4 protein-coding genes are annotated in these 17,007 nt (G+C 67.5%); all 4 read left to right on the top strand.

Features of this window, described 5'->3' with window-relative positions; all coding sequences use genetic code 11:
- The first annotated feature begins 86 nt into the window (after positions 1-86).
- The 4 genes from WS64_RS23585 to WS64_RS23570 all read left to right on the top strand — a co-directional run bounded on the left by WS64_RS23585 (position 87) and on the right by WS64_RS23570 (position 17,005).
- Positions 87-2,243, top strand: a complete 2,157-nt coding sequence (locus WS64_RS23585) for a filamentous hemagglutinin N-terminal domain-containing protein (RefSeq protein WP_060967859.1) — start codon at positions 87-89, stop codon at positions 2,241-2,243.
- Positions 2,243-4,069 (top strand): ShlB/FhaC/HecB family hemolysin secretion/activation protein, encoded by a 1,827-nt coding sequence (locus tag WS64_RS23580; RefSeq protein WP_060967858.1) that lies wholly within the window; start codon positions 2,243-2,245, stop codon positions 4,067-4,069. Before WS64_RS23585 ends, WS64_RS23580 begins: the two co-directional genes overlap by 1 nt.
- Before the next feature lie 11 nt (positions 4,070-4,080).
- Positions 4,081-5,001, top strand: a complete 921-nt coding sequence (locus WS64_RS23575) for a peptidyl-prolyl cis-trans isomerase (RefSeq protein ID WP_060968566.1) — start codon at positions 4,081-4,083, stop codon at positions 4,999-5,001.
- A 163-nt stretch (positions 5,002-5,164) separates the two neighbouring features.
- A complete protein-coding gene (locus WS64_RS23570; protein WP_081103910.1) occupies positions 5,165-17,005 on the top strand; it encodes a two-partner secretion domain-containing protein in 11,841 nt (3,946 codons plus the stop codon).
- Positions 17,006-17,007: the final 2 nt, after the last annotated feature.

The raw sequence follows: 17,007 nt of genomic DNA, 5'->3' as shown, positions 1-17,007 counted from the left end.
TCTCAAAAAAGTATGACGAAAGCAGTACGACCACACGACCAAAAAACCGAGGGCGCACGGCCGGCGAAGCCGTGCGCGAGATCAGAATGGGATGCACCGATTCAATGGGGCGCGCAGGCACCGGGGGCTGGCGCGCGCTGTGCCTTTGCCTTGCCGTAACCGGACTGCTGCCGCATTGCGCCGCCGCCGCGGGGATCGTCCCGGACGGCGGCACGCCCACGAGCGTGTCGGTCGGGCCGAACGGCCGGCAGCTCGTCAATCTTGCGCCGGCGGTCGCCGGCGTATCGAGCAACACGTATTCGTCGTTCAACGTGACGACCGCCGGCGCGACGCTGAACAACGCCGGCATCAACGCGCGCACGATCGTCAACCAGGTGACGAGCACCAACCGCAGCCTGATCGAAGGCGAGATCGCGGTGGCGGGGCCGCGCGCGAACGTCGTGCTCGCGAACCCGAACGGCATCACGGTCAACGGCGGATCGTTCGTCAATACGGGGCACGTCGCGCTGTCCACCGGCAACGTGAGCTTCAACGATCTGCAGATCGCCCCCGGCGTGATCCAGCGCAACATCGTGCTCGATACGTCGACCGGCACGATCGTCGTCGGTCCGGGCGGCCTCGCCGGCGCGCTGATCGGGCTCGATCTGATCGCGAAGAACATCGTCGTCGACGGCGCGATCGACAACACGTTTTCGTCGGCGACGGCCGGCGTGCGCCTGCTGGCCGGACGCAGCCGTGCCGAGCTGAACACGGGGCTGTCGCCGAACGACAACGCGAACGACTGGCTCTCGCGTACCGCGACGACCCACCCTGACACCGCGTCGTCCTATGCGATCGACATCACTGCCGCAGGTAGCGTGACGAGCGGGCGCGTGCAGTTGATTGTCACGGACCGCGGCCCCGGCGTGCGCAGCGCCGGCGCGATGAATGCGTCGCTGGGGGAGTTCACGCTGGCGTCGAACGGCAACGTCGAGATGTCCCATGCGAAGGTCGACGTCGCGCGAGATCTCGACGTGACCGTGCAGGGCGGCATCACGCTGACCGGTACCGACATGAAGGCGAAGGGCGGCCACGCGAACGTGTCGGCAGCCGATGCGATCGCGTTGACGGGCAGCAGCCTGATGGCGTCGGGCAGCGTGAAGCTGAACGGCGCGGGCATCGCGCTGAATCCCGACGATGCGATGAAGGGCGCGACCGTGGCATCGTCGCAAAGCGGCGTGGTGCTCAAGAGCGCGGCGGACATCGTGAATGTCGGGTCGCTGGTGCAAGGGCAGACCGCGATCGACGCTGACCCGGATTCGGTGGGCGCGGTGACGCTGAACGCGGCGGGCCGCATCCGGAACGAGTCGTTGCCGCAGACGCGGCTCGGCATCCTGTTCGGCGTTCAGGGCGACGTGTCGCTGACCGCGGGCGCCGATATCGTCAACCGGAATGCGCGGATCCTGTCGAACCAGAGCATTTCGATCGCCGCGGGCGGAGACCTGCAGAACATCGTCGACCACAGCACCGGCGTGCAGAACGGCGCGGTGGTCGGCTTCTCCGAGCAGCGCGGCCGCTTCCTGTTCTTCAAGCATCGTAGCGACGGCTTCACCGTCGACTATGGCGCGCTGGCCGATGCATCGAAACTCGCGTACATCACGGCCGACGCGGGCAACGTGACCGTGCGCGCCGCGAACGTGACGAATATCGGCGGATCGATCCTGTCGAATGGCGGCGCGATCGATATCGCCGCGCGCGAAAACATTCTCACGCAAGCCGTTTTCACCGGGCAGGCAGCGTACCGGCGCTCGTGCTTCGTGTTCTGCCGCGCGAGCGCATCGTCGAACGTGCAGGCGTTCGGCGGCGTGATCGAGGCCAAGGCCGACATCCAGCTGAAAGCCGGTACGCAAATCACGAACACGGGCGGAACCGTGCTCGCGCTCGGCGCATTGACGCTCGACGCACCGAAAACGCTCGCGCAGGGCGTACCGGGCTACACGGTGGTCAACCGCGACCACGACCTGAAAGCCTGGTTCGGCAATCGCTGGGCGGCGATCTATGCTGCCGACACGGGCGGCGTGTTCACCGGGGGAACCGGCAAGGTGCGCCTGACCGGCGAGGCCGACATCGACGGCGGCGCGTACAGCGCGCCCGAAGGTGTGCTCGCGGCGCGCGGCATCGTGACGATCCGGCCGCCCCATCGCGATCTCGTGACGATCGGCAACCGCAATCACATGGGCCTCGTGTCGTGGTTCGGCCTGTGATGTCGCAGACGGACCACCGCATCGCCGCCGCGCTCGCGTTGACGCTCGGCGCGATGTCGCCGTGCGCGCACGCACAGCTCGCGGGCGCACCGCCGGCCGGCGCGCCGCCGGGCCTCGGCGCGCTTCCGGCCGGGTTCGCGGTGCCGCGTGCGGAGCAGGATCCCGCGCAGCGTCTGCTGCAGGAGCAGCGCGACCGGCAGCGCCGCGACGAGCTCGCGCAACCGCCGGCGCAGATCGCGGTGCCCGAGCAGCCGGCGATGCCCGACCTGCCGCCGGGCGCCGACGTCGACACGCTGCCGGACGTCGCGCCGACGTTCCCGATCGAGCGGATCGAATTCACCGGCGACGCGATCCTCGGGCAGCCCGAGCTGGACCGTATCGCGGCGCCGTTCGTCGGCAAGCAACTCGGGCGCAACCGGATCAATCTGCTGCTGCGCCGGCTGACCGAAGCGTTCATTTCGCGCGGCTACATCACGACGCGTGCGTACCTCGGGCCGCAGAATCTTGCGTCCGGCACGCTGAAGATCAACCTCGTCCCCGGTCGCGTGGCCGCGTTGACGTTGAACGGCAAGCCGCTGAGGCCGCGCGATCCCGACGAGAAGTGGTACGAAGTGCGCGGCGGCGGGCTGCTGACCGAAGCCGGCACCGCATGGGCGTTCGCGAGCACGCCGGGCGACGTGCTGCGCCTGCCCGACCTGGAGCAGGGCGTCGACCAGATCAACCGGTTGCGGCGCAATCAGGCCGAAATCCGGATTCTCCCCGGCGAAGCGCCGGGCGATTCGATCGTCGCGATCTCGAACCGCTATGGCGATCGTCTTCATTACGATTTCGGCATCGACAACTACGGCAGCTCGCAGACCGGCAGGACGCGCTATCGCGCCGGTGTCGAAGCCGACAACGTGATCGGACTGCAGGAATCGCTGTCGTTCAGCTACGTCGGGACGACCGACACGAACGCGGTCGTGTTGTCGGCGGCGGTGCCGTACGGGTATCAAACTTTCAGCTACACGGCGTCGATGTCCGAGTACCAGCAGGCGATCGGCGACGTCGCGCTGCTCGCGGGGCGCACGTTCAGCCAGATGCTCGGCTGGAACGACGTGCTGGTGCGGTCGCCGCGCGGGCGCATGAGCGTCGACGTCACGCTCAACAAGCTGCGCACCGAGCGCGACCTCAACGGCATTCCGTTGTCGCCGCAGAACCTGACGGTGCTGCGGGTCGCGCTGAACGGGCTGTCCCGCTTCGTCATGCGCGATCAGGGCGCGGCCGCGACCTGGGATGTCGGCGTGTCGCAGGGGCTGCCCTGGCTGGCGGCCAACCACGATGCGTCGGACATCGGCATCGACGATGCGCACAGCCAGTTCACCAAGCTCGATGCCACCGGCACGCTGCAGTTCACGCTCGGCAATCTCGCCGGTTCCCTGTGGGCGTATCGCGGCACGCTGCGCGCGCAGTACAGCCGCGTCGCGCTGTTCGGCAACGAGCAGATCTTTCTGGGCGGCATGGGTTCGGTCCGCGGGTTTACCGAAGGCGGGATCGCGGGCGACAGCGGCGCATTCGTGCGCAACGAGCTGGCCTGGCAGAACGTGCCGGCGTGGCACGACGCGCGCATCGAACCCTACGTGTTTCTGGACGGCGGCAAGACGCACCTGAACGCACAGGGCGGCTGGCCGTCGCTCGTCGGCACGGGTGTCGGCACGCGCGCGCAATGGCGTTTGAAAGGCGGAACCCTGTCGGCCGAAGTGCTGGTCGGGCAGGCGCTCGCGCAACCAGCTGCACTCGGCAAGAAGGCCAGCGTGTTGCTGGCCACACTCAACTGGACGGACTGATGGAGAACTTCATGAATCGCCTGTCGAACGGTCGCGAGATCGCGATGCAATCCAACCTGTCGGCGCGTATTCGCAAGATCGGCGTCACGCTCGTCGCGGCGACGCTGTGCGCCGCTGTCGCTCCGCACGCGTATGCGGTTCCCAAGGCGTCGAAGAAACCCGCCGATGCAGCCGCCGCGATGCCGGCCGATGCGATCGCGAGCGTGAACGGCGTGCCGATTCCGCAAGCGCAGGTCGACGAAGCCGTGCGCGCGTCGAAGGCGCCCGATACGCCGGCGCTTCGCGCGGCGCTGAAGAACCAGCTGATCGCGCGCGAGTTGTTTCGACAGGCGGCGCTCAAGCAGCACTACGACACGAAGCCGCAGGTCGTGGCCGCCGTCGAGCAGGCGAAGGCGCTCGCGATGACGCAGGCGTACCTGCGCGATCAGATCAAGCCGGCACCCGTCACGGACGCGGACGTCAAGGCGCGCTACGACGCGGTCGTCGCGACGCTCGGCGAGAACGAATACAAGCCGAGCGTGATTGCCGTCAACGACGCGGACACCGCCAGGCAGATCCTCGCGCGGCTCAAGAAAGGCGAGGACTTCGGCGGCCTCGCGCGGCAGTTCAGCAAGGGGCCGGCCGCGGCGCAGGGTGGCGCGCTGAACTGGATCTCGTTCAAGACGCCGATCGAGGCAGGCCACACGCAGAACTGGCCGCAGCCGCTTGCCGAAGCGCTCGTGAAACTGCCGCAGGGCGGCATGACGCGCGAGCCCGTGCAGGTCGGCGATGCGTACTGGATCGTGCGGGCCGACGACAAGCGGCCGACGCAGGTGCCGCCGTTCGATCAGGCGAAAGACACGCTGCGCCAGCAACTCGAGCAGGTCGCGATGGAGAAGGCAACCGCGCAGGTCGTTGCGGATCTGATCCGCAACGCGCGGATCCAGCAGTAGGCGGCAAGCAGCAGGTAGCAAGCAGCACGTAGCAGCGTCGGGCAGCCACCCGGCGAACACGCACGCGATGCCGGGCGGGGAAACCCGGCATCGCGCGGCGCCACGGTCGGGGATCGGCTGACGGCGTCGTCGCGGGGCCATCGAACGAAGCGAACAACAGAAGATGAACACGTCCAAGCGTAAGACCTTGCAGCAGCTTGCCGCCGCCGGCGCGGCGCGAATCGGTGCACGTGCGCGATCGGCGGCAGGTGCGCCGCGATGCTTCGCGGTCGAGCCGGCCGCGCGATCGTACCGCTGGTGGCAGCGCGCGACGAGCGCGCTCGTCGCACTGACGATGTTCATCGGGCCGATCACGGTCACCGTCGAGCAGTGCCGCGATGCAGCCGGCGTGCTCGGCGCGGGCAATCGCCGTGTCGACGACGACGCATGGCAGCGGTTGCTCGATCTCGCGTCGCTGCGCGTGCGATTCTCGATGCAGCTCGCGGCTGCCGCGCCGATCACGGACCCCACGGCGCCGATCTCGTTTCAGCCGGCCATCACGCAGTCGACCGGCGCGGGCGGCGGCGTCCCCGTCGTCAATATCACCGCGCCGAACGCGGCCGGCATTTCGCTGAACCAGTATCAGCAATTCAACATCGATCCGGTCGGGCTGATCCTGAACAACAGCCTGATGTCGGGCACGTCGCTGACGGGCGGCAACGTGCAGGCCAACCCGAACCTGAACGGCCGCACGGCGAGCGTGATCGTCAACCAGGTCACGTCGACCGGCAATGCCTACGCGAGCTTGCTGAACGGTCCGCTCGAAGTGTTCGGCGCGCCCGCGGCCGTCGTGATCGCGAATCCGAACGGAATCACGACGCGCGGCACCGGCTTTACCAACACGATCGGCGTGACGTTGTCGACCGGCGCGCCGCAGTTCCTCAGTGGCGTCGGCGGCACCGCGACCGACTTCGCGAACGCGAAGGCGCTCGGCTACAACGTGACCGGCGGTCACCTGCAGATCGAAGGCAATGCCGGCGTGAACGGGCCCGGCGCGGGGATCGAGGGGACCGTGGGCACGATCGACCTGATCGGCGAGACGATCGGTATCAACGCGCCGCTCTATGCCGGCACGCGCATCAACGTGATCGCCGGGCGTCAGTTCGTGACACCGGCCGCCGTCGATACGTACGGCACCACGTACGGCACGGCGGCGAACGGCTCGGACAACTCCGCCGCGGCGATCAATGCCGCGAACGGTGGCGCGAACCGTTCGCTCGCCATCGACGCAACCGCATTTGGCGCGATGACGGCGGGGCAGATCCAGGTGGTCAGCACCGCGGCGGGGATGGGCGTAAGGGCCGACGCGCAACTCGCCGCGAATGCGGGCGACTTGCTGCTGTCGGCGAACGGCGACGTGTCGGTCGCGGGTTCGGCCGCGCAGCAGCAGGCGACGGTTCATAGCGCCGGCAACGTGTCGATGACCGGTGCGCACATCGGGGTCGGCGGTTACGCGATCGATGCGAACGGCGACGTGACGTCGACCGGATCGATCCAGTCCGGCGGCAAGCTGGCGGTGGCGGCAGGCGGCAACGTCAGCGTCGCGAATGCGCAGGCGAACGGCGACGTCGCGATGACGGGCGGCGCGAACGTCACGCTCGGCGACGTGCAGGGCGGCGGTGCATTGTCCGTTACCGCGCGCGGCGCCGACGGCACGGGCGACGTGAACCTGAACGGCACGTCGGTCGTGACCGGCACAACGACCGTGCAGGCGGCCCGCGACGTCAACGTGAACGGGCAGACGAACAGCGGCACGCTGCGCGCGACCGCGCAACGCGACGCGACGGTCAACGCGGCGCTGCAGACCTCCGGCGCGCTGGCGTTGACGGCGGCGCAGGGCAACGTCGCCACGCATGCCGCGGTGAAGAGCGGTGGCGATCTTGTGCTGACGTCCGGACAGGATACCGTCGTCGCGTCGCAGGCGACCGCCCGGAACGCCGTCAGCGTGCAGGCGGGGCGCGACCTGAGCGTCAGCGGTTCGCTCGCGAGCGGAACCACGTTCGCCGCCGATATCGCGCGCGACGCGTCGATCGGCGGCTCGCTGATGGTCGGAACCGACGCGCGCGTGGACGCAGGGCGCAACGTCGACACGTCCGGCGTCGTGATCGTCCAGCGCAACGGGGCATTGAGCGCACGCAACGACATCACGGGAAGCGGCTCGATCGCGTTCGGCCAGAACGGCGCGCTGAATGCCGCGCACGACGTCGCGCTGACCGGCAAGCTGCTCGCCAATGGCCTGCAGGTCGACGCAGGCAACAGCGCGAGCCTCGCGACGGTCCAGGCGGGCGGCGCATTCGGTGTGACGGCAAGCGGCAGCGTCGGCGGCGGCGACGTCGTATTCAACGGCAACGCGGCCGCGCTCGGCGCCGCCGACGTGCACGCGTCGCGCGACGTCGTCGTGAACGGCGCGCTTGCGGGCGGCGCGCAGGTCGCGCTTGCCGCGCAGCGCAACGTGATCGTAGGCGGCAGCGGCACCGTGCAGGCCATCGGCGATCTGGCGATGACGGCGGCCAGCGGCAGCGTCGCGTCGGCCGGCACGTTGAACGGCGCGGGCGCGCTGACGGTGCAGGGCGCGCAGGATGTGTCGCTGACCGGCGCGACCACTGTAACCGGCGACGTGACCGCGACGGCCGGCCGGGATCTCACGATCGGCGGCGCGTTGGCGGGGCAGGGCGTCGCGACGCTCACGGCCGCGCGCGACATCGTCGCCGGCGGCACCAGCGGCTTCGCGCAGGACACGGTGTTGAGCGCCGGGCGCGATATCGGCGTGACCGGTGCGTTCCAGGGGCGCGCCGTCTCGATGACGGCAGCCGGTTCGATCGCGCTGAACGACGTGCAGGCCAACGCGGGGCTTCAGCTCGCGACCCGCACGGGCGACGTTTCGATCGGCGGCAACGTGAATTCGCTGACGAACGGGGCGATCGACGCGGCGCGCGACGTGATCGTCAACGGCACGCTGCGCACGGCGAGCGGCCTGGTCATCGGTGGCGGCCGCAATACGTCGGTCGGCGGCACGGTCCAGTCGAACGGCGACGTCGCGCTGACGAATGCCGCTGGCTCGCTGACCAGCACCGGCAATATCCAGTCGGGCGGCAATCTGTCGGTGACGGCCGCGCAATCCGTGGATCTGGGTGCGCAATCGACGTCGTCGCTCGGCAACCTGACCGTGGACGCGGGCCGCGACCTGACGATGAACGGCTCCGTCGTCGCGCAGGGCAACGGCACGCTGAACGCCGGCGGCGCGATAGGCGGCGCGGCCGCCGTTGCGTTCGGGCTCGCGGCCAACGTCGGTTCCGGCGGCGATACGACTCTCACCGGCTCGCTGCGCGGCGGCAACGTACGGACGACGGCCGGCGGATCGGCCACGCTGCACGACGTGCAGGCGGCGTCGACGCTCGCGCTCGATGCGGCGAACGACCTGAGCGTGACCGGTGCGGTGACGGGCGGCGCGGACGTGGCGCTGGCCGCGGCGCGCAATATCGACATCGGCGGGTCGTTGCAGTCGGCAGGCAACACGTCGCTGCTGGCGACCGGCGGCAGCATCGGATCGACGGGGGCGATCGCGAGCAATGGCGCGTTCGACGCGCAGGCAGGCAGTGACATCAACCTCGGCGGCAAGACGACCGTGTCGCGCGACACGACGCTCGCGGCCGGACGCGACGTCAACGTCAGCGGGTCGCTGGCCGGGCAGGGACAAGGCGTCATCAATGCGGCGCGCGACATCGTCGGCGCGGGCACGTTGACGTTCGGTCAGCAGGCCACGCTCGACGCCGGGCGCGACGTCGCGCAGCGCGGGCTGATCCAGGGACAGTCGGTCAGCGTGACGGCGGCCGGCAATGCGGCCGTGAACAACGTCGAGTCGACCGGCACGATCGCGCTGCGCGCGAACGGTACGAACACCGCAACGGGCGCAGGCGATCTGCGCATCGACGGTTCGGTCGCCGCTGCGGGCGCGATCACGGCGTTCGCGCAGAACGATGTCGCCATCGGCGGCAAGGCGGCGAGCGGTTCGACGGTTGGCGTGACCGCGCAGCGGGACATCGCCGTGAGCGGCGCGATCGAGTCGGTCGGCGATACGGCGCTGGCCGCGCGGCAAGGCAGCCTCAACGCGACCGGCGGTATCAACAGCGGCGGCAAGCTCGCCATCGCGACCGGCCTCGACCTGTCGCTCGGCGCGAGCACCAGCGCGATCGGCGACGCGACGCTGACGGCCGGCCGCGATGCCACGCTGAACGGCACGATGGTCGGACAGGCGAACGGCACGGTGACGGCCGCGCGCGACATCAACGGCGGCGGCAAGCAGGCGTTTGCCGCGACCGCGAACTATGCGGCGCAGCATGACGTCGCGCTGACCGGCGGCATGCAGGCGGCCGCGATCACGGTGACGGGCGGAAACAACGCGACGTTGCACGATGCGTCGTCGTCGACCACGTTGACGCTGACCGCGAACGGCAAGGCCGGCGAAGGCGATGCGGGCGTCACGGGGGCGGCGTCCGCGCAGGGAGCGGCGAACGTGACGGGCGCGCGGGATGTGTCGATCAGCGGCACGCTCGGCAGCGGCGGAGCGCTTGCATTGAGCGCGCAACGCAACGTGGCGGCGAGCGGCGGCGTGGAGTCGAACGGCGATCTGACGGCAACCGCCGCGAACGGCAGCGTCGTGCTCACCGGGGCGACCACGACCGCGGGCGCGTTCAACGTCATGTCCGGGCTCGATACGCAGATCGGCGGCCAGATCGCGGTGGCGAAGTCGACGAACGTGCAGGCTGGTCGTGATATCGCGTTGACGGGGGCGCTCGCGGGTCAACGCGACGGCACGCTGAGCGCGGGCCGCGACATCAACGGTGCGGGTTCCGCAGCATTTGCCCAGGCGACGACGCTCGAGGCCGCGCACGACGTCGCGCTGACGGGCGCGCTGCAAGCGGCGGCCATCAACGTGACGGGCGGCAACAATGCAGGACTCGGCACGATCCAGGCCGTCAGCGGCAATCTCGACGTCACGGCCAAGGGCGGTGCCGGCGGCGGCGATGTGACGATCGGCGGGGCGGCCACCGCGTTCGGCGCGATGCAGTTGCAAGCCGCACGGGACGCTTCCGTTGCGGGCGCAATCAACACCGGCGGCACGACGACGATCAATGCGGCGCGCAGTGTCGCGCTTTCGGCGGTCAATTCGGCCGGCGATCTCGCCGTAACCGCTTCGGGCGGGAACGCGAGCGCGACGAGCCTGACGACGCAGGGCAACCTGAACGTCGTGGCGGCACAGGACATCGCGGTGACCGGGCAGAGTGTCGCGGGCGGCAATGCTGCGCTGAACGCGGGCCGCGACATGACGCTCGCAGGCGTTGGCGCGCAGCAAAGCGGCACGTTGACGGCGGGCGGCTCGGTGAATGCCGGCGCGATCGCGTTCGCGCACCAGGCGAACGTCAACGCGGGCGGCAATATTGCGGTAACGGGCAACGTCGCGACCAACGGCGATCTCGCGATGACCGCCGGCAACGACTTGTCGGCCGGCTCGGTTCAGGCGGGCGGCGCAATCGGATTGCAGGCGCAGGGCCGCAACGGCGCCGGCGACGTGATGGTGAACGGCGCGGTGACGTCGGGCACCGCGACGACGATCGCGGCCGCGCGCGATGCGGGTATCGGTGCGGCATCCAGCGGTGGTGCGCTGAACGTGACGGCCGGGCGTACCCTCGGTGTCGCGGGCGGAATCAATTCGACCGGCGACGCGACGCTGACCGCGACGGCGGGCAATCTCGGCGTCGGCGGCGCGGTCGTGTCGACCGGCAATCTCCGGGCCAATGCGGGCGGCGGACTCGCGCTGCTCTCCGGCGGGCTCGTGAACGGCGATACGGCGTTGACGTCGGGCGGCGCGATGACGCTCGGCGGCGCGCTGTTCGGTCTCGGGGCCGCGAGCATCGACGCGGGCGGTGCGCTCGGCGGCGGTGCGGCACTGACGTACGGCAAGGACATCGCCGCCCATGCCGGAAACAGCATCACGCTCGGCGCGATTCAGGGCGCCGGCAAGTTGACGGCGGTATCCGGCGGCGACATGTCGCTCGGCGCGACCACCGCGGTCGGCGATGTGTCGGCAAAGTCGACAGGCGGCAGCGTGTCGTTCGGCGGGTTGTTGCAGTCGGGCGGCAATGTCGTGGTACAGGCCGCGAACAACGTGTCGCTCGCGGGCGGCGTGGGTTCGATGGGGACCGTCGACATCAACGGCATCGGCGGCAACGTGTCGGTCGCGGGCGTGTCGGCGAACGGCGACGCGACGCTGCATGCGGGGCAAACCGTCGCGTTGACCGGCAACAGCATCGTGGCCGGGCAACTGGGTGTGTCGGGCGGCAACGTCACGCTGAGCGGTTCGGCCGTCGGATCGAAGAACGTGACCGTTTCCGCGCAGGGAACGGTCGATGCCGGCAATGCATCGCTCGTCGCATCGCAGAACCTGCAGGTGAACGGCTCGAACGTGACGCTCGGCAATGCGACGGTCGGCGGCGCGCTCACCGCGCAGGCGTCGAACCAGCTCACGCTGGCGGGCGGCAAGGCGGTGAACGTCGTCGGCAACGCGACGCTGGCTTCGCAGAACGGGCTGTACAACGCCGCGAACGTGCTGGCCGGATCGCTCAACGTGTCGGCGCCGAGCCTGACGAACGCGGCCGGTGCGTCGCTCGCGTCGATCGGCACGACGACGATCAATGCATCGAGCTTCGCGAACGCCGGGCTGGTGAACGGGACGACGACGAACGTCACCGTCGGGGGCGCGCTGACGAACGTGGGCGGCTCGCTGATGGCGGTGAACGCGCTCAACGTCAATACCGGTACGCTGAACAACCAGAACGGGATCGTTTTTGCCGGCAACCCGAAGGCCGCGACCGGTGCGACCGGCGACGTGTCGCTGACGATCAATGGCGGCAATGGCGCGTTCTACAACGCGGGCGGACAGTTGCTCGCGCAACGGAACATGGGGATCAGCGCGGTCAACATGGCGTTCGATCCGTCGCAGGGGACGATCAGCCAGGGCGGCAATCTGTCCATCACGGCCGGGTACGTGAGTGTCGGCGGCACGTGGAATTACGGCGGGCAGAGCGTTTCGCTGACGGGGCTGAACGGGATCACGAACGACGGCACGATCACCGGGACGTCGCCGTTGACGCTGACGGCCGGCGGCAGCTTCGAGAATCACGGGCAGGTTACCGGGTCGGATGTGACGTTCAACGGCACGCTGAATAATGCGGCCGGGGCGGTGATGCATGCGGATAATGCGTTGACGCTGAATGGCGATACGACGAACCGCGGGACGGTTGAGGCAGGGAACGTTCTCAACGTCAATGGTGGCAACTACGACAACCAGGGCGCGACGACGCAGTCGAAGGGCGATGCGGTGTTTCGCTTGGGTGGGACGCTGCAGAACACGGGTGGATCGATCTTTGCGCAGCGGAATGTCGATATTTCAGCGGCATCGGTCGTGAACGATCAGACGGCCCCGGGTGTCGCTACTACGACGACGCGGGACGTTGTCGATCCCGAGTTGCTATGGTCGGGGGCGGTAGGGACGAAGACCGAGTGGCAGTTGCAGCGTGTTCCGGCGCCGGGCGATAGCGGTGGATATTATGTGCCCAGCCCGCATACCGTCAGCGCGACCCTGGGAGATCTTCTTTCGCCATCCGGGTTGTCGACGGACTCTGCCAATCGGCAGTGTGCCGGTTTGGACCGGTGCTTTATCGTGGGTACACAGCCTGCGGCTGGTTCTGGCGCTATCACGTTTGGCCAGTACAACGCATACCTGGGAACAGGGAACGCCATTGATAGCGCTGCTCCCAGATGGGCGATCGAAACGGGCGCGACGGCGCCTTCTTCCACTACGCAGACCTTCACGCTGCCGACTGTTCACGAAACGGTCACAAGCCAGCAGGCTGGTACTTCGGGCGTCATTTCCGCAGGAAATTCGATTTCGCTCACGGCATCGTCTCTCTCGAACCGAGGCGGTCAGATTGCGGCGCAGGGCGATATACGGCTGAATGTCCAATGGCTGGACAACAGTGCAGTAGCGCCTACACTCGTCAATCAAACGGTTCGGCAAGTCGATCAAGCACAGTACACGGCGTTCCTGACGCAGCTCAATGACACACTGGCGAAAACGGGATCGCAGAGTGCATGGCTCGGCGGGATGTACAGCACTTTTGGCCCGGTATTCGTGAAGGGGTCGGGCAGCCCGTCGGATGGTTTGCCGGTAACGACTTTTAAAATTGCGGTCAACAGTATTGCCCCAACGTCCACTGGGACCCTGAGCTCGTCTACACCGACCGGCATGATTGCGGCCGGAAATGACCTGTCAGTGGGCGGCGGAAATCTCGTCAACTCGGGCCTGCTTTACGCAGGCAACAATGTCGCGATTACATCGGGTACCCTGACCAACCAGGGGGGCAACCAGCAGAACTATTCGAGCCAGGTCGGCTGCGCCTCCGGCGTGCCGAACTCCGCCTGCGGCAACGCAGGCCAACCGCGCGGCAACAACCCGACCACGACGACGTTCGGCTACAGCCAGAACGATGCGACGATCTATGCCGGCCACGATCTCGTGATCGCGGCCGGCCAGATCAACAATACGTACGGCAACCTGCTCGCGGGCCACGACATCGTCATCGGCGGTGTCGGCACGACCGCGAACTCGACCACGCCCGCACAGAGCCTGAACAACACGTCCGGCAACATCGTTGCGGGCAACGACATCAAGCTCAACGTATCGGGCGCGATCACCAACAATCTGCCGCCGCCCGTGCCGGTACACGAGAACTACGGCAAGCACGAGCAATACTCGGGCTGCATGACAGCCGGCGGCTACAAGGAAAGCTACTGCGAGGGTTATGTCGACCAGCAGTCGGGCAGCTCGTCGGTGATCAGCGCGGGCAACAACCTGCAGATCAACGCGGGCAGCCTGACGAACATCGGCAGCCTGATCGCGGCCGGCAACAACGCGACGATCGCCGTCGCAGGCCCCGTCGTGAACGAGGCGCAGGTGCTGAACGCTTACTGGCACTCGCACTGGGTGCAGGAAACGGGCATGTTCAGCAGCGACAAGCGTCACGACATCTGGGCGTGCGGCACGCCGGAGCAGTGCAAGGCGTTATACGGAAGCGCATACACGAGCACGGGCGGCACCATCGATCCGCCGACGCCGGTCGGTAACATCGCGGCGACCATCCAGGCGCCGAACCTGTCGATCTCGTCGAACGGACAGATCCAGAACGTCGGCAACGTGATCGGCACGTATGTGTCGTTGACGGGCCAGAAGCTCATCAACGGGATCACGACGGCGAACACCTACACGCCGCGTGTCAATGCGCCGTCGCAAGTCATTTCGCTGAGCCCGGTGGACTTGCCGGGGCTGAACCTGTCCGTGCCTCGTGCAGTCGGCACCGGCAAGCTACCGACACCGGTCGCGGGCGCTGCGTCGTACGTCGACGCGTCGCTCGGCGGTTCCGTGCTCGGCTCGCTCGGGCCGCAGGACTTGCTGAACAATCTGCCGTCGGCGCTGCAGCCGTCGTCGACGCTGTTCTATTACAACCCGCAGGAAGAGGATCTGCTGTTGCAGCAGGCGGCGCTGAAGCAGACCGGCAAGTCGAGCTTCGTCGACGGGTTGACGTACGACAACGAGAAAAACCTGTCGGTGACGGCGCAGGAAAAGATGTACCTGTACCAGAACGCGGTCGATTACTCGAAGGCGCACGACCTGCAACTGGGCGCGGCGCTGACGCAGGAGCAGATCAACACGCTCGACAAGCCGATGCTGTGGTACGTCGAGCAGACGGTGCCGGACCCGTCGTGTCATGCGACGGGCACGGCGTCGTGCCCGACGATTACGGCGCTGATGCCGCAGGTGTATTTGCCGCAGGACACGCAGGCGATGTCGGCGGGCGGCAACATCTCCGGACACGACGTCACGCTGAAGTTCAATCAGGACGGTAACGGCAGCATCCTCAATACGGGGAGCATCTCCGCGTCGGGGACGCTGAGCGTCGACACGCACACGCTGACGAACCAGGCGAATCAGGTCAACGTCGGCGAGATCTGGCAGAAGGTCGATGGCGGGTATCTGAAGACGACGGGGACGGTGGTGCAGCCGGGCGGGTTCATGAGCGCGGCGAACATGGAGTTGAATGTTCAGGCGCTCAATCAGATCGGTGGAGCGCTGCAGAAGCTCAACGCGGATGGCACGGTGGACGCGGCGGCGACACAGGCCATGCTCGCGTCGCTGCAACAGCAGCTCGGCGGGGACTTCGCGCAGCAGACGCTGAGCGACCATCTGCATTCGGAGTTCGTGAAGCAGGGCGGATTTGGCCCGGATCAGCTTTTCTCGATGGCGGCGGCGGTGGCGCTGTCCGCGATGGGGATGCCTGTCGTGGGTGCCATGGTGGCGTCCGCGATGAATCAGGCGTTCAGCGATCAAGGGTTCAGCCTCGGGGAGGTTCTTAAGGCCGGCGTGGTCGCTGATTTGACGCAGGGGTTGACGCTGGGGCTCGGGCTTAACGCGGCTTCGCTGTCGTCCTTGGGGGATAGCCTCGTCGCTGGTACGGCCACGCTTGATCAGATCACTCAAGCGGCGGTTGGGATGGTTGGCCGCGGCCTCATATCGGCTACGGTCAACACGGCGGTATACGGCGGCAGCTTCGGGGAGGTCCTGAAAGGCAGCGTCGTCAGCGATCTGGCCGCCGTGGGTGCTGGCGCGATTGGGGAACTGAACGACACAGGCTTCTTTGGGACCGGCGACGGTTTCAAGGTGGGTTATGTGGTCGCGCACGCGGCGCTGGGTTGCGCGGGCGGTGCCGCGGGAGGGACCGGCTGTGCGGCGGGGGCGCTTGGGGGCGCGTTGTCTGCTGGCCTGAACCCAATCATCGATGCGACGGGCAGCATTCCCGCGCCAGTGCTGAATGTGATCGAAACGCTAGTGAGCGCTTCGGTTGCAGGCGCATTGGGGTTCAACGTTCAAGGTGCGGTGTCGGCGGCGCAGAACGAGACACAGAACAACTGGCTGAGTCATGTGCGGCCAAGCTCAATGACGTTGTCGCAGCAGGAGCAGTATGAACAGGCGGCGGCCTCATGTCAGCAGCAGGGGGGCTCTGGGCCGGCCTGTAGTCAGCAGAACCAGCTCGCTGCCTTGTCGGCCCAGAATGATCAGAATCTGGCGCAGGCGTGTGCGGGAGGGGCTAACGCGGCATGCCAAGCGCAGATTCAGGCGGCCAAAGCGGGTGGGAATCTGATCTTCACGAACCCTTTGGGGGGGGGGCTGAATTACACGTACGCGAATCCGCTGCAGTTTGCGGCGGGGCCGGAAAGCGTGCCTTTCACGTATGCCAACGGGCCCCAGATTACGAGTATTCCAACGAACTCGGGTTCGTCGGTCGGCGCTGCGACGCTGAACACCATGCTGGGCAGTCCACTGGCGGGGGCATTCGCAGGTATGGTGTATGCCTTCGGCGGGTCGAACGAGCGCGCTTACTCGGCCGCGCAAATGGGCGTTGCAGTGGAGGGTATCCTGGCCGGTGCGGCGGGATATAGCCTGCCGAAGGCGCCGGGGGATGTTTCTCGAGCCTCTGCAGGTCGGGGCAGCGATTACGCGGGGGCGAGCACGGAAGGGGGCACAAACAGCACCTCCGGCTCTGCACCCATGATCGCTGGCGTGACGGTCACTGATCGGGCTACCGGAAACATCTACCAAGGCACCGTTAATCTTCAGCCGACGCTAGACCGAATCGCCGCTGGTGTGAAGTATCCGTCACGTAACGATGGCACCACCTTCAAAAATGAGGAGGGACTCTTGCCGTCGCAGCCAGTAGGCTTCTACAAGGAATATGTTGTTCCGACGCCCGGGGTGAAAGGTGCCGGTCCACAGCGGATCGTGACCGGGCAAAATGGCGAAGTTTATTACACGCCCGACCACTACGAGACATTCATTCCCGTGAAAAGGTGACC

The organism is Burkholderia anthina (genome assembly GCF_001547525.1).
GTDB classification, from domain to species: domain Bacteria; phylum Pseudomonadota; class Gammaproteobacteria; order Burkholderiales; family Burkholderiaceae; genus Burkholderia; species Burkholderia semiarida.
Note: the sequence above shows the minus strand (reverse complement) of the source record. Positions and strands in the feature narration are given on the sequence as shown.